General features: G+C 42.6%; 20 protein-coding genes. 6 read left to right on the top strand and 14 right to left on the bottom strand.

Annotated features, from left to right (window positions below):
* Positions 1-488: 488 nt before the first annotated feature.
* From B5771_RS16170 to B5771_RS16140, 7 genes are all read right to left on the bottom strand, one after another.
* Entirely contained in the window at positions 489-899 is a 411-nt protein-coding gene (locus tag B5771_RS16170) for a hypothetical protein (protein ID WP_088188464.1), read from the bottom strand.
* Positions 900-1,023: 124 nt separating this feature from the next.
* On the bottom strand, positions 1,024-2,349 hold the full coding sequence (locus B5771_RS16165) for a cation:proton antiporter (protein ID WP_088188463.1): 1,326 nt from the start codon (positions 2,347-2,349) through the stop codon (positions 1,024-1,026).
* 310 nt (positions 2,350-2,659) lie between these two features.
* A complete protein-coding gene (locus tag B5771_RS16160; RefSeq protein ID WP_088188462.1) occupies positions 2,660-4,078 on the bottom strand; it encodes a HAMP domain-containing sensor histidine kinase in 1,419 nt (472 codons plus the stop codon).
* The gene (locus B5771_RS16155) at positions 4,056-4,751 is read right to left on the bottom strand and encodes a response regulator transcription factor (RefSeq protein ID WP_088188461.1); all 696 of its coding nucleotides are present in this window, start codon (positions 4,749-4,751) and stop codon (positions 4,056-4,058) included. The genes B5771_RS16160 and B5771_RS16155 overlap by 23 nt, the downstream gene beginning before the upstream one ends.
* A 256-nt stretch (positions 4,752-5,007) precedes the next feature.
* Positions 5,008-5,208, bottom strand: coding sequence for a hypothetical protein (locus tag B5771_RS16150; RefSeq protein WP_088188460.1), 201 nt, complete (start codon positions 5,206-5,208; stop codon positions 5,008-5,010).
* A 52-nt stretch (positions 5,209-5,260) separates the two neighbouring features.
* Positions 5,261-6,529: a hypothetical protein gene (locus B5771_RS16145; protein WP_088188459.1), complete on the bottom strand. Its 1,269-nt coding sequence runs from the start codon at positions 6,527-6,529 to the stop codon at positions 5,261-5,263.
* Positions 6,530-6,601: 72 nt separating this feature from the next.
* Complete coding sequence (locus tag B5771_RS16140) at positions 6,602-7,567, bottom strand: phosphodiester glycosidase family protein (RefSeq protein ID WP_088188458.1); 966 nt, start codon at positions 7,565-7,567, stop codon at positions 6,602-6,604.
* 313 nt (positions 7,568-7,880) lie between these two features.
* Between B5771_RS16140 and B5771_RS16135 the strand changes: the two genes are divergently transcribed.
* The 5 genes from B5771_RS16135 to B5771_RS16115 all read left to right on the top strand — a co-directional run bounded on the left by B5771_RS16135 (position 7,881) and on the right by B5771_RS16115 (position 11,765).
* Positions 7,881-8,501 carry a DedA family protein gene (locus tag B5771_RS16135; protein ID WP_088188457.1) on the top strand — a complete coding sequence of 207 codons (621 nt, stop codon included), beginning with the start codon at positions 7,881-7,883 and terminating at the stop codon, positions 8,499-8,501.
* 39 nt (positions 8,502-8,540) lie between these two features.
* Positions 8,541-9,419, top strand: a complete 879-nt coding sequence (locus B5771_RS16130) for a hypothetical protein (protein ID WP_088188456.1) — start codon at positions 8,541-8,543, stop codon at positions 9,417-9,419.
* 182 nt (positions 9,420-9,601) lie between these two features.
* Positions 9,602-10,330, top strand: coding sequence for an ABC transporter ATP-binding protein (locus tag B5771_RS16125; protein ID WP_088188594.1), 729 nt, complete (start codon positions 9,602-9,604; stop codon positions 10,328-10,330).
* Positions 10,330-11,073, top strand: coding sequence for an ABC transporter permease subunit (locus B5771_RS16120; protein WP_088188455.1), 744 nt, complete (start codon positions 10,330-10,332; stop codon positions 11,071-11,073). Before B5771_RS16125 ends, B5771_RS16120 begins: the two co-directional genes overlap by 1 nt.
* Positions 11,074-11,168: 95 nt before the next feature.
* A complete protein-coding gene (locus B5771_RS16115; protein ID WP_088188454.1) occupies positions 11,169-11,765 on the top strand; it encodes a phosphatase PAP2 family protein in 597 nt (198 codons plus the stop codon).
* Positions 11,766-11,982: 217 nt separating this feature from the next.
* Here B5771_RS16115 and B5771_RS16110 read toward each other — a convergent pair whose 3' ends face one another.
* The 4 genes from B5771_RS16110 to B5771_RS16095 form a co-directional block, all read right to left on the bottom strand.
* On the bottom strand, positions 11,983-13,539 hold the full coding sequence (locus B5771_RS16110) for an ABC-F family ATP-binding cassette domain-containing protein (RefSeq protein WP_088188453.1): 1,557 nt from the start codon (positions 13,537-13,539) through the stop codon (positions 11,983-11,985).
* An 18-nt stretch (positions 13,540-13,557) separates the two neighbouring features.
* Positions 13,558-13,713 (bottom strand): hypothetical protein, encoded by a 156-nt coding sequence (locus B5771_RS24360; RefSeq protein WP_088188452.1) that lies wholly within the window; start codon positions 13,711-13,713, stop codon positions 13,558-13,560.
* A gap of 116 nt (positions 13,714-13,829) precedes the next feature.
* Positions 13,830-15,833 (bottom strand): ABC-F family ATP-binding cassette domain-containing protein, encoded by a 2,004-nt coding sequence (locus B5771_RS16100; RefSeq protein ID WP_088188451.1) that lies wholly within the window; start codon positions 15,831-15,833, stop codon positions 13,830-13,832.
* 277 nt (positions 15,834-16,110) lie between these two features.
* Positions 16,111-17,394: an L-serine ammonia-lyase, iron-sulfur-dependent, subunit alpha gene (locus B5771_RS16095; protein WP_088188450.1), complete on the bottom strand. Its 1,284-nt coding sequence runs from the start codon at positions 17,392-17,394 to the stop codon at positions 16,111-16,113.
* Positions 17,395-17,622: 228 nt separating this feature from the next.
* Here B5771_RS16095 and B5771_RS16090 point away from each other — a divergent pair, with 228 nt between their 5' ends.
* Positions 17,623-17,859 carry a YkoF family thiamine/hydroxymethylpyrimidine-binding protein gene (locus tag B5771_RS16090; protein ID WP_047809975.1) on the top strand — a complete coding sequence of 79 codons (237 nt, stop codon included), beginning with the start codon at positions 17,623-17,625 and terminating at the stop codon, positions 17,857-17,859.
* 80 nt (positions 17,860-17,939) lie between these two features.
* Here the strand turns inward: B5771_RS16090 and B5771_RS16085 are convergent, their stop codons facing one another.
* The 3 genes from B5771_RS16085 to B5771_RS16075 are packed head-to-tail and all read right to left on the bottom strand — an operon-like array spanning position 17,940 to position 21,710.
* Entirely contained in the window at positions 17,940-19,307 is a 1,368-nt protein-coding gene (locus tag B5771_RS16085) for a gluconate:H+ symporter (protein WP_088188449.1), read from the bottom strand.
* A gap of 47 nt (positions 19,308-19,354) precedes the next feature.
* Positions 19,355-20,359: a 4-hydroxythreonine-4-phosphate dehydrogenase PdxA gene (gene pdxA / locus B5771_RS16080; protein WP_088188448.1), complete on the bottom strand. Its 1,005-nt coding sequence runs from the start codon at positions 20,357-20,359 to the stop codon at positions 19,355-19,357.
* Positions 20,360-20,384: 25 nt separating this feature from the next.
* Positions 20,385-21,710, bottom strand: coding sequence for a four-carbon acid sugar kinase family protein (locus tag B5771_RS16075; protein ID WP_088188593.1), 1,326 nt, complete (start codon positions 21,708-21,710; stop codon positions 20,385-20,387).
* Positions 21,711-21,717 lie beyond the last annotated feature (7 nt).

Genomic DNA, 21,717 nt, shown 5'->3' with positions numbered 1-21,717 from the left:
CACTTATATTATGAATAAGATTAATAGAAACACTTTTATTTGTCCAGGGTATGGTTTTGAAGTTATTGAGAAGATTTGACTTTCGAGATAAATGCATGGATTATCACTTGCCCTACGTCCAGCATTGGCAATCGCACGGCGTTTGGAGTCTTTTCAACGGAACGATCATCTTAATGGAATCATTTCTGAAGCAAAGAAATAATCGGAACTCCTTACCTTTATGGCGGAACAACCACGGCTGGTTTTGATTGTTCAGGCTCAGCCGTATCTATCAAAATAAAAACTATCCTACGTCAGGTAATTAACCAGAGCGTAGGATAGTTTTGGATACTGAGTGATAACACTACAAAAAAAATAAGTAGTTTACCTGTAATAACGTTTGACCATAGTTAGTTGCCTTCCGCATTAAGCTTTAGCATCTATTCCACGGGCAAAGGATTTTGTTTGAGCAGTTGCTTGCTTAGCACTAGCCTGTTTATCTAAATATCTCAGCCCCAAGAGATAGTACACTCCACATCAATCGACTTTCTAAGACTAGGATTAATTAAAAATACTTTATCTAACTTACCATAGTTTTCACGAATATCCATATCTAAATTATAAGGTCTTAAATCTAAGAGAATAAAATACTGAGCCTGATTATTTCCTGGTGGAGTTGACCAAGTATGGCCATCAGGGTTATATGATCGATGACACAATACAGCCTTTCCTCCAGTAACTACAATTTTATAATTATTGTGTCCCATATGATTATCTAACGCTACCATAGATTTTCCTTTTTGAAGTTGTCCGGTAAGTATTTGCTTTCCGACTTTAATTGATTCTTCGTGTTCGTATTTTATTATATTAATTTTTTTAATATAGCGCTTTCCAATACCCGGAAGATCCACTGAAATCATCCGAAATCCCTCCTAAAATCGGCCTTCATTCTTCTGTTTTCAAATTGTTACAATAAAATACTGATATTTATGACATAGAGAGTTTAATATTGAATGCTTAAAAGTAACATGCAGATAGAAAAATTCAACAAGCTTTATGAGGAAAAAGCACAACTTCTTCTTGAGGTTTGATAATGGTAAGGTTTTCATCCCCAGGCATAAGACGTTTGCCTCTTTTCAAGATAAAGCGAAGCCATGATCCCGCCATCCAAGATGTAATCAGCGCCAGCATGACAAGAATAGCAAAAAAGTTCTGGTTAATAATCCCAAGCGAGAAAGCGACTGTTGATAATACGATACCAGGCCCCCCACGTGCATTCATCGCAGCTGCAAAATTAGCACTTGTTAATTTATCTATCTTAATGAAACGACAAGTAAAATAGACAACAAGACTTTGGACTAGCGTCGCAAAGAGCAAGTAGAAAACAAAAAACCCCACATTGAAGTTTTTGGCTAAATTGAGTTCCAACCCTACAATACTAAAATAGAGTGGAATAAAGAAAGCAAAGGAGATTTCATTAACACTAGCTTCCATTCGTTTGAACAAATGCTCTGGTAACGTTAATTTGGTCGCAATGCCTGCTAGCAATGCGCCGAACATAACATCAATTCTAAGGTAACTTGCAATAGCCGATAGCATCACCATAATAAATAAGAAATATCCGACAAACGACGCCCGGAGCAGAAAATTCACTCGTTTAGAGTTAATTCGCTTAAGTATCCAAGGAACCACAAAAAGACAACCAAGTAAAAAGGAAAATGTCACCGTAAGGCTTTTGAGAATCACTCCAGTATTCACTCCTTGATGAGCACTGACAATTCCAGAAGCAATTGACAAAGCAACCCATAAAATAATATCGTGAACACCTGCAATGCCCACCACAACTCGTGCAAACCGTGAGTGCATGATTCCCAGATCAGAAAGAATTTTAGAAATTACCGGGATTGATGTTACTGCAATAGAAATCGCGATAACGATTTTTAAAGCGATTATATTATTTTCCGGTCCTAGAAATTGAGTTGGATCAAAAACATAAGTTGACAACCATCCCATGATAAAGGGTATTATCGTTGACCCAATGATGATCGCAATCCCAATTTTTCCGTCGCCCATTTTAAATTCTGCTTGGAACTTCAAGCCTGAGGTAAACATGAGCATAATTAACCCAAGTTGATAAATGAGCCCAAACAATTTGTCTTCCCCTGGGAAACCAAGATACAACCAATGAAAACCATGGGGATAAAAGAATCCCAAAAAAGTAGGGCCTAAAAATAATCCTCCGCACACCTCACCAATGACTCTAGGAATCGTCAGCCGTTCCGCAAAGTACCCCAACAAATTGGCAAAGCAGAGTAGTAAACCTAATCCTAATAAAAAATGTGCCAGATCTGCTTCTCCTAAACTAAACATTAAAAAGACTCCTTTCCATTTTTCGTTTAATATGAATACTCAATAGCTGATATATGTTTTTAGATTAGGCGATATCATTAGAATTTCATTAAAAATAGTTTGGGCCAAGAGGGGTAATGGTAAATTATACATACGTAAATAGGAACCGAATAGGTTAGGCTTTGTATTACCGATTAATGTTACCTGACATAATTTGCTGTTAATTGAAAAACTCAGTCATAAAAAAAGACTGGACTCCACTCGGAATCCAGTTAAATACTCCTGAACCATTATCGTTTTGTCTGCTTTACAGGGATCAGTTCATTCACGGTTAGATTTTTAGTTTCATTTCCCCCTTTGAAGGAAGATCTATGCAAAACCGCGCTCCATGGGGTTCCAGGTTTTCCGCCCAAATCTTCCCTCCATGGGCGTAAACAATCCTTTTGGCAATACTTAACCCAAGACCATGTCCCGGAATTTCGCGAGAACGGGCCTCGTCAACCCGATAGAATCGGTCGAAGATCAATTCCAGAGCATCAGGCGGAAAACCGGGCCCATTATCTTCGATAACAATCCTGACGTTATGATCGATATTCTGCAAATATATCCCAATCGCTCCGCCTGACGGCACATATTTACCGGCGTTTTCCAGAATAATTCTGATCAGCTGTTTAAGATAGAGAACATCTCCCCTTAACTCGATATCCGGAAGCAGATCATATTTTACAGTAAAGGAGCGCAGGAAAGGCAGATCTCTGGCGCTTTCAATAATAACCTCGCTCATATTAAGAAGAACTAAATTCAGATGCAGCTCTTCCCGAGCCAAGGTCAATAGATTTTCCACTAATTTCGTCATCATCGTTGTCTCTTCAATCATTGCGGTGGCAGAATCACGCACCATGACGGGATCTTCAGCTCCCCAGCGCTGTAAAATATCCGCATGCCCCCGAATGACCATCAACGGAGTGCGAAGTTCATGGGAAGCATTGGCCACAAATTGCTTTTGCTGTTGAAATGAAGTTTCTAACCTCTGCAGCATATGATTGAAATTTTGGCCTAACAAATCGAGTTCATCCCCGCTTCCCCGCAACGGCAGACGTCGGTTGAGATCATTGGCTGTCAAGAGCGAGATCTCCCGATTCAGCTCAGCCAATGGAGCCAGAACCTTCCGGGATAAGAACAATCCTCCGAGGAAAGCCAAGAGCAACGCAGAACCGCACAGCCACAGCAACTGGCGCAAAAGCACAGTTTCGGCGAGTTCCACATTTTCCAAATCAGCAGCAGCTTGAAGCGTACCGATGAGTTTCCCGCCGGACATAATCGGCCGAGCTATATAATAGACATCTTTGCCGTCGAGGTTCCTGACTTCCGGGCCGGCCTGTTGTTCGATGGGCAGCTGAACCTGAACATTACCACTCCTTTGGACCACCTTTCCTTGCATGGAAGTCAGCTGTATTGTCACACCCTTGGGGACATTGTCATTTAAGGCCTCAGGATCACTAATATCTCCCGCCTGCCCGTCTGCGGAATCATCCAGTGCGCCGAGAACACGAGCAACGGTAGTCTCAAGGACTTGCTTTTTTTCTTTATGTAAATCCTGACTATTACCCCAATATGTGATTGCCGAGAGAATAAACACCGTCAAAAGAAGCAGAAGAATATACCAAAGTGTTATCTTCCAGGCTAAACCCCATTTAAATCCAGGCAGCCGGAATTTTCTGATCTTCCTAGTCTTCGGCTCGTAAGACATAGCCGACTCCCCTCACCGTATGGAAATAATGAACTCCAAACCGTTCATCAATCTTGCCGCGCAAAAAGCGTACATATACATCTACAGCATTCGATTCTCCATAATAATCAAACCCCCAAACATTTTCCAGAATATGCTCTCTGGACAGAACACGATTCGGATGCTCTAAAAACATGGCCAATAATTCAAATTCCTTTTTTGTCAAACTAATTTCCTCACCTTGAAAATAGACTTGATAGGCTTGAGTATCAAGTTCAAGTTCTCGAAAGGTTAATTGGCCTGAATTTTTCTTAACCGGCGGATTTTTACGCCTTAATACGGCGCGAATACGAGCCATTAATTCATCCATGGCAAAAGGTTTTGTCAAATAATCATCGGCACCAAGATCCAAACCAAAGACCTTATCCTGAACTTCATCTTTAGCCGTCAAGAGCAGAATTGAAGTATCTTTGTGCGCTCGAATTTGTTTGCAAATTTCATAGCCATTGAGAAAAGGCAGCATAAGGTCCAAAAGGATAACATCCCATTCCTGCGTTAAGGCCATATCAAGCCCCATCCTGCCATCAGCTGCCAGCCCCACCCGATGTCCATGATGTTCTAATTCCAAAGCTATGACTTTAGCAATAGCACGGTCATCTTCAACCAATAATATATTGAGAGTTGTTTCCGGCATAATTTTCGACAGCCCCCTTCGTATCACCATCTCCATATTGCACTCTCTGACTTCAGCTTTTAGTCCCTAAGCTGAGGCATACTGAAATTCTATTTTAAATTCTCACCCAACCCTTAATTTACCACTAAACGGATGAGAATCCTAATCTTCAATAGTTAAAGATAAAGACATTATCTCCCTGGTTTACAAAGAACTTGCTTCCGTCGAAGGGTTCAAAGGAGACAATGCTGCTGCCCTGAACCCCCGACGCAGCAAGTTATGCTAGATGGTCAATCTTGTTTCCCAAATGACTTGGGCTTGGCATATTAGCCGCCTTAGCTGATGAAGATTGGGCTTCAGCCAGCCGCTCACTCATGCTTTCGCTGGCTTCCTCACTGGCTCCTGTCCTCGCCGGAACATTATGGTTAACCATTGCCATTCTGGGCAGCATACTGTTATTACTGATTCCTGTAATCATTTAATTCACCTCCTTTCAGTCTTAATCATAATTCTTTAACATTAAAAACAGATTAAGGCTGAAGCGGCTGTAACTCTACTAAAGTGGAATTCCCTTGCTTGGTCAATTGAATGAGCTCAGCCCCATCTGACGAGATGTAATTCTCATCCCCGCGCAATTTAACCTCCTTCAAATGACCGGCAGTTACAATATAGGCCGTCTGCTGATCATAAGCTATCAATTGTCCTTTAGCACCAATTAGAGTATTCGTACTGCTGCCATACGGAATCGTGCCTTCCCATTCTGTCGTCAGCGAGGGATTGTTCGCCATGTGAGTAAGGTCAGGTGTAGTTTTAACCTTCATCAACTGATTATTTTGTACCTCTCCGATATACACTTTTCCATCTTTAATGCCTAGTATTCGATCATTGTTATTTTCGGAAATAATTTGCCGTTTGCTGCCGTTGAGAGCAATGATCCGATGAACCCCGTTTTCGTTACTGTCCAGGAAAAGTGTTCCATACCGATCTGAGGCCGCCATATTGTCAATTGTCTCTCCCGATCTGCTTAAAGTACGAACGTTTTTCATCACGTCGATTTCCAAAAGCAATTCTTTGGACACACCTTTGACAGTAAGATACATCAAATTAGTTGACGTGGAAACAACCAGGTTTTCAATTTTACCCCCAGCAGGGAACGAATTTATCGTTTGATTAAACCGATCGTCAGGAGCGGCCGTCTCATCGCTGTTGGGGAGGTCCAGAGAATATAGCTCAGTGATTTGCGGATTTCCATATCGCTTTACAATCCGAGGTGCCCCAGTAATCTCTTTGGTGACAGTCTTGGGAACGTCTCGAACAACTTTTTGATTGGGATCTTCTGTTTTCGGTATTACCGAACCAGACCCAGACGTTGCAGCCGGCACTCGAATCGTTCTTTTGGCAGGATAAACAGTGCTATAAGTTACCGGATGAGGGTTTTTCCTGGCATAAAAATAAAGTAACATGTTGCGGTCCGGCAGCCATTGATACATAAGAACACCTAAACCTTTATCATTACTGGGCGGTGCTTTCTTAAAGACCACTTTATTTTGTTTAAGATTAAAAACTTTCAGGGTACCGTTTTCCATATAAGCAATATAATCCTTAGCATAAGAAACCTTAATATTGGTAAGATCGGCGGCAGGGATAGTAGCTTTGAGCTGAGTGGTAATCGGTTGAGCAGTGACCCCAGGCGGCGACAAAACGTTTTGAACTTGTTTATTTAAGATAGAGTAACCGCCAAATTGCAGCAATGCTGAAGCTAATGTCCAAACAAAAAAAGTACGTAGTCTCTTCTTCATCCCAGATTTCTCCTTTATAGTTTACGGAGACGCAGGCCGAGCCTCCCTGAAAAAATTTGCCGAAAGTAAGCCTTAAGGGGTAACGACAAAGGCAGTGGGAATATAGCGTTCTCCAAAAATATCCCAGAGCTTGTTCTCAACATGTCCATTATAGACAAGTTCCGCTGAAGAACCGCCGTCAAGATTAACTGCATTGACTGCATGATAGTTTTCAAAAACATTCATCAGGTCTCGTAAGGTCGCTCCAATACTCCAAGTTGGCTGTCTGCCGTCAATGACCACAAAAATAACCGTTCCATCAGCCATTTGCCCGATTCCTGTGCGAGGTGCAATCCCCCAGCCGCCATCTCCTGAAATGACAGGGTTTCCATCGACAATTAAATTTGGCCCGAAGGTAACAGCTTCAAGAATATGTTTCTGGGCTATTTGTGCCGCGGTCATATTGCCAATGATCAGCTTGCCTTGATCATTAAACCCTACAATATTAACCGCCTGATTGCCCACATTATTATGGACTATATTCCCATTTTGCACGGTGAGTCCGTCCGGAAACGCTCCGTTTCCTTTACCATTGGGATCGTAGAATCCACCCGCATTAATGCCGGCAACCGCTCCCGTGTCCTTTACAAGATCACTGACCCTTTCACCCGTTACGCCAATCTCTTTAGTTACTGCCACCTTCACTCGTTTCGGGTCTTTAATCAGCATTACTTTCCCTTTGAAGCTTGGTCCTTGAATATCTTCAATGGTAATACCGGAACTGGCATCAGCCATTACTTCTTTACGCCCAATGCTTTGACTGCTGCTAACTCCTTGAGAATCATTCAGATTCATAATTCGGTCGATTTCTGCTTGGGAGAGAAATGCCTTGACAACCTGGGGATGACGGGAAGTATAAACAGAACCAACTGCCATCACTTTAAGGGCCTGAAAAGGACCCCAGAACAAAATAAATGGAGCTAAAAGCACAAAAAGAATGAGGTTATAGGCCAAAAATGCAATAATTACTTTCGCTCGAATTCTGCGTTTTCGTTTCATGAAAGAACGTCTTCCCCTTTTCTAAACTAAATCACTAAGAACTGCTCAACTCTAAAAGCTATGCTATTTTACCACCCAAAGATTAAAGCAAGATGAAAAATGGCGAAAAATGATGAACAAAAAATATTAATCCAGAGAGCGTTTCTAAGAAAAACTAAAGGTTCGTACTTTATCATGAGGATGAACAAGAGGTTCGAAACTTGTTCTTCAACATTTGCTGCGACAGCAAATCCTTTTTATGGAGGTGAAGCTAATCATAGGACATTTAACATTTAGTTAAAGACCTAAGAAATTAAATATAGGGAGAATCAAAGTGGAAACTATTTTATCCCACCTTGGTCAATTTGTTGTCAGTGTTATTTCTCTGTTCGGTTATCTAGGCGTTTTTCTGGCCATGGCCATTGAAAGTGCCTGCATTCCCTTACCCAGTGAGATCATTCTTCCTTTCACCGGTTATATGGTCTTTCTTGGCCGTTTCACTCTATGGCAGGCAACTCTGGCAGCCACCTTGGGCAACCTCTTTGGGGCACTTATTGCCTATTATATCGGACTGTGGGGAGGCCGACCGTTCATAAAGAAGTTTGGACGCTATATTTTTATCCGTGAGCGAGAATTGTCCAACACCGAAAAATTATTCGAACGACGCGGCGAATTAACCGTATTTCTTGGCAGGCTCTTGCCTGTAGTACGAACCTTTATCTCCCTGCCCGCGGGAATCGCGAGAATGAATGCTCTCAAAATGGCTGTCTACACTGTCGCCGGAGCCCTGCCCTGGTGCTTATTGCTTATTATCACCGGCCAGAAACTGGGAGAAAATTGGAATACCCTTAAACCACTGTTTCATCGTCTCGATTTAATCGTTGCTCTTTTAATTTTGCTGCTGTTAGGTTTCTGGATTATCCGCAAGAAAAAATCGCTGAAGTCTAAACAATAGTAATACATCTGTTTAACTAATTAACTGGAGGCATAAAAAATGAACAAAAAAACTATAGCCATGGCTGCAAGTCTAGCCATTGGAGGCTCTCTGCTCTTTGGAGCCGTTTTGACAAACGCTTCGCAATTATCAGGCTATGAAGCCTATAAAAACGCCATCAACGATACGAAAAATGTCCAAAATGAAACTATTGATCTGACAGCTTCCATTACCGATAATGGCAACAGCTTGGCAAGCATTAATTCCAATCTTAAACGCAATGAAAGTTCTAACGCTATGAGTGAAGTAACTACCTTTAAATCAGCTAATGCCACTCAAACCTTCAGCAGTTACGAACAGGACGGGAAAAGAATCATTAAAAACAGTAACAGCGACCAATACTTAGTAAGAGACGACAATCATGCTATAGCTGTCAAAGATACCCAAAACCCAGTTGTCGAAAAGAGCATGGGAGTTGTCATCGATACCCTGGTCGGTAGTATGCAGAATAAAGTTACTACAACTGACAACGCGGACGGAACAAAGACTGTCGCCATCAACATCGGCGAAAATGATGTAACGCCTCTGGTCAACGCTTTAACTTCTTTAGCTTTCACGGCAGAAAATCACAGGGGCTCCTACCAAAACACCAGCAATGAGAAAAATAATATCAAAGACTTCAAAGATCTTATCCCTCAGCTGCAAAACGATATTAAAGTTGTGAGTGTTAACTCAACAGGTAATATTAACAGCAATGATATTATTACAAACCAGACTGCAACAATCGTTGTTTCAGGGACAGATGCTCAAGGAACTCAACATCAACTGACATTTAAAATTGACTTAAACCTGTCCAATATCAACAGCACAACTCCGGATAAAGTTGATTTAACCGGAAAGCAAGTAAAAACCGTCAGTTTTCATGATGAGGAAAACTAAATAACTTGGATCATGAATGGGGATTCGGATTCTAATTGGATTCTAATTAGATTCGGATTTAACCAGATTAGATTACTCTGAGCGAATTGAATTACCTCGGACTATAAAACAGATGACAGAAAATGAGCAATGTTAGTTTTGCTCATTTTCTGCCAATAAACAAACAAAAATGGGTGAAGCAAGTGGAAAAGGTATTAGAAGTGGCCGGACTTACCAAGATTTATAAAAATGGACGAGGGGTAAAAGATATTACCTTTGATGTTTACACAGGCGACATCTTTGGTTTCTTAGGCCCTAATGGAGCAGGAAAAACCACGGTCATGAAAGGCATTACCGGGTTAAACACAATCCAAAAGGGGAATGTTAGAATATTAGGCTATGACCTGAACTTCCAATTCGAAAGTGCCATGGGAAATGTCGGTTCTATAATCGAGACTGCCGATGTTTATGAATATATGACTGCCTATGAAAACCTGAAATTTGTTTCTCGCTTTTATAAAAATGTTAACGAAGAAGATATTGATAACCTCTTGGAATTGGTGAATCTGACAAAATACAAGCCAGAGAAGGCCGGCAAATTCTCCCTGGGCATGAAACAGAGGCTAGCACTTGCCAGAGCTTTGCTGCCAAATCCCAAGTTAATAATTCTGGATGAACCTACTAATGGCTTAGATATTGAAGGTACAGTGCAAATGCGCAATCTAATCAAAGAACTTGCAGAAAAAAGAAAAATGACCTTCTTTATTTCCAGCCATTTAGTTCATGAGGTTGAACTAATGTGCAACAAAGTTGCCATTATTCATGAAGGACGTCTTGTCAACAGCGGCATATCCATCGAGAGCATAAAAAAAGATTTTAATTCTCTGGAAGACTTCTATCTGGATCAGGTCAAGGAAGGAGGAAAGGTTTGATGGATAGCCTGAAAGCAAATGTCATAAATGAAGTTAGAAAATTATTCTTAAAGAAAAAGACTCTTGCCTTTCTGATCCTCATGGCTATGATGAGCTTTTTGACAGCACTCTTTATATCCAACATTCAGGCCAAGCTCATATTTATCGCTGTCAATTCAATCAGCTATCCTTTAATGCTTTTAGCCATCTTTACGAATAGTTTTCTGCCCTTATTTGTTTTTATGGCAGCCTCAGATTTATTTCCCGGCGAAATAGCAGATAAAACTTTAAAGCTGGTTCTTACGATGCCCATAAGCCGTTTCAAGATTTACATCTCGAAACTAATTGCCATTAGCAGTTATGCCCTCTTGAATTTTTGCGTAATTTTCTTTGTTTCCCTGCTTTCTGCACTTTGCTTGAATATCAAAATAACAAGCATTACAAATGTTACCTTCAGTTACTTAGCCGATCTTGTTCCAGCGCTCATTCTGATTATTTTTGCATCATTTATTGTCCAATTCTTTCGGAGCGGAAGTACAGCTCTCATCAGCTCTATCTTCATATTTTTTGCTATCAAGACCTTGTCACTATTTAATACCTTAGTAAATAACAACCTTTTTACCACCTATTTGAATTGGTCCTCATTGTGGCTGGCAAGTGGAACAAATCCATTCCGAGAACTAAACTTGCTCTTGCTCCTTTTAGCCTATGGAATTATCTTCTTTACTGCCGGATATTACTTATTTGACAGAAATGAAGTATAATCTATTTTTAATCTAATTTTAAGATTCTTGTAGTATCCTAATAGTTATTCACTCAACTCAACTTATTAAACTGACTTAAGGAGGAACCCCTGTACATGAACTCATTTGACCTTCAAGGATACCACCTGTTTAACCAATTTGCCGGACACCACGCGATACTCGATAAGATGTTTTCTTTCTTCGCCCAATACTCTCTTGAAGTTTATGTCGTTCTCTTCATCATCGCCTGGTTTACTATGCCAAGATACGAGACTAAGCAGCGCCACGCCCTGCTCATCATGGGCTTATCCGGTGTCTTAGGTCTAATCATCAACGTCCTTCTATCGCACATCTACTTCAGACCGCGACCTTTTACAGTACTTCCAAAAGGGACGTTTACTCAGCTTATTCACCATAGTGCAGACGCTTCCTTTCCCAGTGATCATACAACCGGAAGCTTTGGTTTTGCTGCAGCATCCTGGGGAAGGGCACCCCGTTGGATTACAACCAGCTTTACTATCTTAGCGATACTTAACGGAGTTGGCCGCCTCTATGTTGGTGTACATTGGCCAACGGATGTCATTGCCGGAATGATTATCGGTACGCTCTGCGGCCGCTTGCTGTGGAAGTTCAGCTCCTTCTTTCAGCCAATCACAGACTTTGGACTGCGCTTATTCCATTATGGAGCATTTGAACGAAACGCTTATAAATAAAAAATGACCAAATAGAGATACTCTATCAAGAATTTTAAAGTACAGCCCCTAATGGCTTCATTATGCCATTAGGGGCTGTACTTTTTTTAATATAAATATAATTATAAATGCCGTCCAATCTAAGCGGCTGGACGGCATTTATAGTTTCTATATTATTGTTCTTTTAACGAGAGGAAATGAGTTCTGCTGCAGGGAAAGGGTTTTCTCAGGATAATTGTTAAACGATCTTTGTCGTCCACTCCTCTAAATTCCACACATCCGTCACCCAATCCTCATAAAAATCAGGCTCGTGGGAAACAAGAACCACCGTTCCGCGATAATTTATAATCGCCTTTTTCAGCTCTTCTTTGGCTTCTACATCCAGATGATTCGTCGGCTCGTCGAGAACCAGCCAATTCACATCTTTAAGCATCAGCTTACATAACCGTACTTTAGCGTTCTCTCCACCGCTCAAAACCATCATCTTGCTGGAAATATGCTCGCTGGTTAAGCCACACTTAGCTAGAGCTCCGCGGACTTCGGCATTAGCCATACTGGGATACTCATCCCAAACTTCTTCTAAGGCCGTCTTCTCATTCCTTCGGCTCGATTCCTGCTCGAAATAACCCGGATACAGGTAATCCCCAAGTTCTACAGCTCCGGAAATCGGCTGGATATATCCCAAAAGAGTCTTCAGCAGTGTCGATTTGCCCAGTCCATTAACCCCGCGAATCGCGATCTTCTGACCACGCTCCAGCGTCAAATTCAAGGGACTGGTCAAGGGTTCATCATAACCTAGAACAATATCTTTGGCCTCAAAAATCACTTTTCCCGGTGCCCGAGCTTCACGAAACTTGAAGGTCGGCTTAATCTTTTCCTTTGGTTTCTCGATTAATTCCATTTTATCCAGCTGCTTCTGGCGGCTCTTGGCCCGACCTGTCGTGGAAATTCTCGCTTTGTTGCGGGCAATAAAATCCTCTAAGCGATCAACTTCCTTCTGCTGTTTGTCATAAGCCTTAAGCTCCTGCTGTTTGCGGGTTTCGGCAAGCTGGACAAATTGCTCATAGTTCCCGGTATAACGAGTTAAACTGGCATTTTCCACATGATAAATGACATTAATCACATCGTTTAAGAAAGGAACATCATGGGACACCAGAATAAAAGCATTTTCATAGTTAATCAAATAACGCTTCAGCCACTCAATATGCTCAGCATCCAAGAAATTTGTCGGCTCATCCAGGATCAAAATAGTAGGACTCTGCAGCAAAAGCTTCGTCAATAAAACCTTCGTTCTTTGACCGCCGCTTAAATCAGTGACATCTTTGTCTAAACCGATTTCACCTAAGCCTAAACCATTGGCAACTTCTTCGATTTTGGCATCCAGCATATAAAAACCGTTGTGTTCCAAAATGCTTTGGATTTCCCCCACATCATCCAGAAGTTTCGTCATTTCCTCTTCTGAAGCGCTGCCCATCCGATCATATAGGGTCATAATCTCCGCTTCTAAATCAAACATCCCTTGAAAAGCTTCTTTGAGCACATCGCGGATCGTCTTTCCTTTGCTTAAGACCGAATGTTGATCCAAATATCCGACGGTAACCCGGTTTGACCATTCGACTTTCCCTTTATCAGGCATCAGCTTCCCGGTAATAATATCTAAAAAGGTAGTTTTCCCTTCTCCGTTAGCCCCAACCAGACCGACGTGTTCTCCTTTTAATAAGCGGAAACTTACCTCTTCCAAAATCTTGCGCCCGCCAAAACCATGACTCACGTTTTCTACATTTAAGATACTCATTGACCCTTACTTCTCTCCTTACTTATCAAACATGCCTCCGACTTTACGTCGTTTAATGCCTTTTCGCGTTTCACCGATCTTTTGCGTCGATTTAACGGGGCCTCCCTGCTGCGAACTCTTCAATTTTTTAGCAGCCAGAATCTTCTTCATCTGTTCAATTGTCTTATCATCCATTAATTTATCTCCTATCGATCTAATTTTCCTCGTTGCGCTATCGAACTTTTTTTATCCATCCATTGACCAAATCTACGAGATCGTGAATTCTCACGTCAAGACAAATTGTCACTTCTTCAGTTCTTTACTTTGCTCTGGGCAATTTTTTCGGCCAGCTCATTTAAATAAGTCCAGCGCTCAATCAGTTCATCGAGCTTGATTTCCAACTCTTGCTGAGTCCTCGCTAACTCATTTAGTGTTCCAAAATCACTGCCTGCTTCATTCATCTTTTGCAGATTTAGTTGCAATTCCTCTTCAACTTGAGCAATGCGCTCATCAATTTGAGCAAATTCCTGCTGCTCCTTAAAGGTCATCTTCAGAGGGCGTTCCTTTCTCCCTTCACCCGTTTGGCGATCCTCTTGAGTTCCTGCACCGGTACTTATGCCGGAAGACTTTGCGGAACTATTCCCGGTCTTGTTCGGATTGGCAATCGCCGCTCGTAGGGCCGCTTGCCTGGCCTCCTGAGCTTCTTCCTGGGCTGCAGCGTAGAGCTGCTCCCGATAATCCGAATAGTTTCCCACATATTGACGAATTAAACCTTCTCCCTCAAAGGAGAAAATCTTCTCCGCCATCCGATCCAGAAAATAGCGGTCATGGGAAACAGCAACGACTGCGCCCGGAAAGTCATCAAGATAATTTTCCAAGACCGTCAGGGTCTGAATATCCAGATCATTGGTAGGTTCGTCCAAAAAAAGGACATTCGGAGCTCCCATCAAAACCTTCAAGAGATAAAGCCTGCGTTTTTCTCCCCCGGAAAGCTTACGAATAGGAGTCCACTGGGATGAAGGCGGAAACAGAAACCTCTCCAACATTTGCGAGGCCGTTAAAGAGCCGCCATCTCCTGTCGGAATTACCTCTGCCACAGCTTTGATTTCCTCAATCACACGCCATTCCGGATTTAAAGCAGAATTTTCCTGAGCGAAGTACCCAATTTTGACCGTTGAACCCACATCAATAACGCCTTGATCCGGGCTCAAACGACCTGCCAACATATTTAACAATGTTGATTTACCACTGCCATTCGGACCGATAATTCCAATCCGGTCATTGCGCAGCAAAACATAATTAAAGTCTTTGATGACAGTCCCCCGGTTCGGAAACTCCTTGTGCACCGCCTGACATTCAAGGACTTTTTTTCCCAGGCGGGAAGCCCCGGCAGTGATTTCCAAGCGATCACTGTTTTCTGAAGGTTTTTCAGCCTGAAGCTTTTCAAAGCGTTCGATCCTGGCTTTTTGCTTCGTCGAGCGAGCCTGAGCCCCTCGGCGCATCCAGGCCAGTTCATTGCGCAAGAGGTTTTGGCGTTTTTTCTCGCTGGCCTCCGCCTGTTCCTCCCGTTCCACTTTTAACTCCAAAAAACGGCTGTAATTGCCGGGATAAGGATACATCCTGCCTTGATCTAATTCCAAAATGCGCCCTACGACACGATCGAGAAAATAGCGGTCATGGGTAATCATAACTAAGGCACCCTTGCGTTTATTCAAGTATTGTTCCAGCCAATCTACCGTGTCATTGTCAATATGGTTGGTGGGCTCATCCAAAACTAAAATATCCGCCGGGTTAATAAGGGCACTGGCCAAAGCGACCCGTTTCCTCTGTCCTCCTGACAATGTTCCTACAACCAAGTCAAATTTAGTTATTCCTAACTTCGTAAGAATCGTTTTCGCTTCATTTTCCAGCTGCCAGGCATCCAGCTCGTCCATTCGTTGACCAAGAGCTATTACCTCTTGCTGAAGCTTGGAATCCTCCGGCTGGTCATTCAATCGTTCCAAAGCACTTTCATACTCGCGCAGCAATTTCATAACGGGGGAATTTCCGCGAAAGACCTGCTGCAAAACTGTGGCCTGATCATCAAACTCAGGATTTTGCGGCAGAAACTCTAACTTGACGTTATTGCCCATAGTGATGCTGCCTTGATCCGGCGGTTCAACTCCCGCCAGAATTTTAAGCAGAGTAGACTTACCCGTTCCATTTACCCCGATGATCCCGATCTTTTCCCCTTCATCAATGCCAAAGGAAAGATCCTGAAAAAGGATCTTTTCACTATAACTTTTCGTCAGATTTTCAACAGTCATGATATTCATGTCAGTTCCTCCAAATATCTCATTATATCATGCTTTGCGCCAGGATTCCCGCATAAAAGTCCCATAACGATGTCGCCGCCTTAGGACATTCGTTATGGGACTTATTTTAAGGTTTCTTGAGCTAATTAAAGTAATTATTTTAGATTTAATTCAGTCGTAAGGCTCCCACTTCTATAAATGGGAGCGGTTCCCACACCTTGCTTCAATAGGGTGTAGAGTCCATCCTTCAGCGCGATAGCATTTGATATGGGCTAAGCGCTTTCAGTGAAGGAGTTATTTAACCAACCTTCTTGTTAACCATGATATCAAGAATAATCCGATCCACTTCCTTGGTGCCTTGAGTCGCGAGGCGGCCAAGGTTAGCTATAGTTTGTTCGGCCGTCTGCTCAATAATGCCGTCGGTGGACTGAATGGCAAGCCCCTCCATCGCCATGATCGCGGACTGCACCGCAGTGCTCGTACAAGTAGACAATTTTAAAGCACATCCAGCCTTTGCCCCATCACAAAACATCCCAGCCACATTACCCTGCATATTCTGGATGGCCCTTTGGATTTCATTCTTACCGCCGCCTAACAAATAGGTAATACCGCAGCTGGCACCGCTGCCCGACGCCGTTGCTCCGCAAAGAGCCGAAAGGCGGCCGATTTTGGTTTTGATATAGATAGCAATGAGATTGCTTAAAGCCACGGCCCGTATTAATTGATCCTCAGCAGCGCCCAACTTTTCCCCTACAGCCACAACAGGCAAGGTAGCTGAAATCCCTTGATTTCCGCTGCCCGAGTTACCCATGACAGGCAAGGGACATCCTGACATTCTGGCATCCGAAGCACCAGCGGTTAAAGCCATAGCCTGGGTGATCAAATCATCCGCAAATAAGCCTTTGCGGATATTCTCCTTGATCGTTTTGCCGACTTGTAAGCCATACTCATTGAATAAGCCTTCTAAGCCAATGGTCTTATTCAGCTCTATCGCCTTCTTAATAATCGTCAAATCCTCAGGGTTTACCGCTTGCACAAAGTCCCAGATCGTGTCAAGAGATAAAAAGGAATACTCCGTCTCCTCGTTGTCATCCTTTCCCTCCTCAGCCAAAGTATTAAGAATCGTTTGGCCGTCAACTTGGATAAGAACAACACGAGTATGCTCATCAGCAACAATAACTCTGGCAAACGATTCAGGCGTCGCCAAAATCACCTCAATATATAATTTCTTTGTGGTCTCTGCAACCTCAACAGTGACCCTCTCCTCCCTGATCATAGCCCTGGCCTTTTCAACATCGAGCGAACTCAGGCCTTCCAGAACCTCCAGCCCTTTGGTGCTGTCTCCGGCAATAACACCCAAAGCAGCAGCCAAATTAACGCCGCTGTTCTTTGTCCCGGGAATAGTGACAGACATTGCATTCTTAATAACGTTTGCGCTTGCAAATACGTTTATGGACGTGACCTCTCCTCTGACATACGTCTTAGCTAAAGCGGCGGTGAAGGCAATGGCCATAGGCTCAGTACATCCTAAAGTAACGACAAGTTCCTTCTCCAGAAGCCCTAAAAATTCAACATCGTACACTAATTATCCCTACTTTCTCAGCTAAAATAAGTGCATTTTACTTTATTCTTCCCAATTAAGAAAACTCCTTTATTTAGGATGATTTTCTCTTCATTTGGAACAAGAATTACTGGAACGAGAATTATAAACTGAGAAATACATTATATAGATTCATTAGATTTATTGAACTTGGGAAGGCTATTTTGGGATCTAAAATAATTATGATAAAGTTAAAGGAGGTTATCGCTTATGTTATGCGCCGAAGTATCTGTTTATCCGCAAAAAACAAATAGTTCCAGCGATGTCATCAACAAATCAATTAGCTCTCTTTCCAACGAAAATATCAAGTACGAAGTTGGTTCACTCAGTACTCACATCGACGGAAATGACGAACAAGTATGGAATGGCATCAAGAAAGTTTTTGATGCTGCCAAAACCTCCGGAGAAGTCAGTATGGTCGTAACTATTTCTAATTCAGCTCATTAAACTAAGAATCCTCTGGAAGCCTCTCGCCAAGACATCCAGGGGATTCTCAAGTTTCAGCACCATGATGAGGTTTGAAATGATTAACCAAAAATTGCATTAATGATTAGTAATTCAACGAGTCCAACAGCCCAGAAAATAGTCGTGGTCACTGACCATATTCTAATTTGTTCCTTGGCATCCTGAATACCCAACATACGGTTAACGACCCAGTAATAACTGTCATTAAAATAAGAGAAAATCAGTGAGCCCATTGCGCAAGCCATAGAAGCAAATACCGGATTGACATCTAAAGTGGCAATGATAGGAGCAGTGATCGAAGCTGCAGTAATCATGGCAACAGTACCGCTGCCCTGAATGAGCCTTACCAGAGAGGCAATGACAAAGGGCAATAAGATAGCCGGGAGTGAAGTGTGGGCGATCAGCTTAGCAATATAATCTCCTGCTCCGCTGTTTCGCAGAACCATTCCCAGTGCTCCGCCACCGCCGGTAACCAGAATAATAATACCGGCTGATTTAACACCTTGTTCCATTTTTAAAATAGTATCTTGGCGAGACATTTTATTGGTAAGGCCGTAGATAGCTGTCAATAATCCTATGCCAACAGCAATAACAGGCGCACCCAGAAAATTGATCACGACAGCAATACTTCCTGTTAACTTAGCTGCCGTGGCCACCGTACTGAACAAGATTAAAATAATGGGGACAATAATCGGAGCAAAGGCCATAACCGCTGACGGCAGATTGTCATCGTTCTCTAAATTAAAGTTATGTACAGGTTCTTGATAAGCAGGTCTCTCCCAACTCTCCCCATCCTCAGAGGGCACCTGATATATTTTCTTACCAATCCAGCGAGCATAAATAATGGCGGCAATCGTCATAGGAATAGAGAAAACAATTCCCCATAAAATCATACTTCCCACATTGATTTTAAAGAGTCCGGCAACGCCCACAGGACCGGGAGTCGGCGGGATTAATGAGTGAGTAATAACCAATCCTGAAGCCAAAGCTACACCGAGTGTGATCACTGATTTTTTAGTTTTCCGGGAAATTGCCTTAGCCAGAGGCGAGAGGATGACGAATCCAGAATCGCAAAAAATAGGAATGGAGACTAAAAAACCGGTAATTGCCAGAGCAATTTCTTCTCTGCCCTTGCCCAATCGTTTGACAAAAGTCTGAGCCATTTTTTCGGCGGCTCCGGAGGCCTCAAACAGTTCACCCATCATGACCCCAAAACCAATAATGATTCCAATGCTGCCAAGGGTGCTGCCGAAACCACTGGTAATAGCATCGATAACTTTGTTCGGAGGCATCCCTCCGATGATACCTGTTGCCGCCGCTGCAATAATAAGAGCAGGGAAAGCATGAATTTTGGTTTTTAAGATCAGAAAAACTAAAGCAATAATTCCAATAACCAGTCCGATGATCATCTGACTTCCAGCGACTTGCATACCCTTTTCCTCCTCAATAATTGTTTATCTAATATCAGTGAACTCGTTCAGCGGATACTATTGAAGCTAGGCGCATAATCTGCCGCCAGACGAATGGCTTCAACCATGCTGACCTGACTGACCTTTCCTGTACCGGCGATATCAAAAGCAGTACCATGATCCACAGAAGTTCGAACAAAAGGCATGTTATTTGTCACCGAAATTGTCCGTTCAAAATCGACCATCTTAGTGGCAATATGCCCTTGATCATGATAAAGGGAAAGAACCGCATCAAATCTTCCCCGTAAGCCAAAATGAAACACCGAATCAGCAGGAACCGGGCCAACTACATTTATACCCTTAGCCTGGGCCTCTTCAATGGCCGGGGCGATCTCTCTCACCTCTTCGTCCCCAAAAAGGCCGTGTTCGCCGCTATGAGGATTTAAACCGGCAACCGCAATTTCAGGGTTTTTAATACCCAAAACACGAAGAGCTTCAACACATCGTTCAATAAACTCAAAAACACTTTCCTTAGTTATCAGTTCGCAGGCTCTCTTGAGCGAAACATGCCTGGTTAAAAAGAAAACACGCAGATTATGGACCTGGAACATAGTTAAAGGATTTTTGGTCCCGGTTAAATCCTCCAATATTTCCGTATGGCCAATGTAAGGTATTTCTCCGGCTTTTAAGGATTCCTTATTGATTGGAGTCGTGGCAATAGCCTCAACCTTATTTTTCAAGGCCAAGTCTGTAGCGACCTTAATATATTGGAAGGCAGCTTTACCGGCTGGGGCTTGAACTTTCCCTAATTCCAACTGGTCGATATCAATATTTTTGAGATCAATCAAGTCAAGAGTTCCTTTAACAAATTTCCCTTGCTCCGGTTCTTCGACAGTATTGATTTCCAGGAAGATATCACAGATTCTCATAGCTTGTTCGAGGGTTTTTCGTTCTCCAATAACAATGGGCCGGGCATACTCATAGACATGCTCATCATTCAAGGCCTTGACGATTATTTCCGGTCCAACTCCGGCGGGATCTCCCATCGGTATTCCAATTAACGGCTTCATCATTTGCTCCATCTCCAGTTTGTTATTTTTACGGGTTCAAGTAGTATTCATTGGATACTTTGGTCAAGAGATAATCAACACATTTGCAAATAGCATTGTTTTCCCCTACCAAACCACCTTTAGTGATAATCGGGGTATTGTCATAATTTCCTTTACTAATTCTGCCATAAACCGCTAAAGGAATAACCTCGTCTTTAACTTCTATGCCCTTGGCCTCCAGTTCTTTGCAAACTGCAACCGTAACATCACCTCCACTGGTATACAGTCCGCCTATAGCTGAATGACTTTCAGCTAAAACTTTGCTTGTTATCTTGGCTAAACCGTTACAGATTTTTTGAGATACCTCCTCTTCAGTTATTTGGAGTTCCTGGGCAACAAGTTTCAGGTCCAGGATTTCTTCCTCAAAGCCGCCGGAAACGACTCCAATCACATTGTAATTATGAATTTCTTTGATCAGATTTTCAGCCACCCGGTCAATCTCTCCAACAGAGGTTTGGTCATCAAGCAGTTTTTGGGCACTAACATCAACCAACAAAGCTGGATGTTTCAGTTTGAATTCTTCCAACTGTACTCGGGTCAGCTCCGTTATACTGCCAATGGTCAGCATCACTTTTTGTCCGGGTCCTAATTTGGGCTGTCCCAAAAGTTGAAGCGCTAAAGCGGCAGAAAAAGGTCCGGGATCTATAGCGACAGTCTTAAGCTTAGACTCTCGAACTGCCCTGGCTATATTAGAAATATCCTCATCAGTAGTTGCATCTACCACAATTACTTTTTGACCCATTTGCTTTTCTTTGAGAAGTGCATCTCTAATGGCATCGACGCCGCGAAGAATTTTAGCCAGATCTATGAATCCTACGTTTTCTCTCAATTGACATTTAATTAAATCCACAATCTGAGACGTGTGAACGGGTGATTTAGGATCTCTGGCTACGCCTGTTTTCTCCAAGGGGACAGAATTTACCATCAGGTAACCACCGATGCTTACCCGCCCGGAACCTGGAAAGGCCGGAACCACTACGGCAATTGTTTCGTCCGGCAAATTGTCTAAAACTGCGGCTATTTCCGCGCCAATGTTACCGCGCAGAGTACTATCAATGCGCTTACAAAACAACCCAACGTCCGTTCCTGTATCCTGAAAAAACCGAACCGCTTCTTTGACCCTCTCGTAGGCGGTATCTTCATCAACACCTCTGCTGTCGGTATTAATGGAAATCACATTCAAACCTGAATTCTCTTTTTCATCGTATTGATGCAAATCCAAAAAAGTCGCAGTTTTAAAACCTTGTCTGGCCAGCAGGACACCCGTAGCATTAGCTCCTGTTAAATCATCGGCGATAATAACAACCTTTGGCATTAACTTC

Source organism: Desulfosporosinus sp. FKA (assembly GCF_002196785.1).
Taxonomy (GTDB): domain Bacteria; phylum Bacillota; class Desulfitobacteriia; order Desulfitobacteriales; family Desulfitobacteriaceae; genus Desulfosporosinus; species Desulfosporosinus acididurans.
The sequence above is the reverse complement of the archived record's forward strand: the minus strand, read 5'-3'. Positions and strand labels throughout refer to the sequence as shown.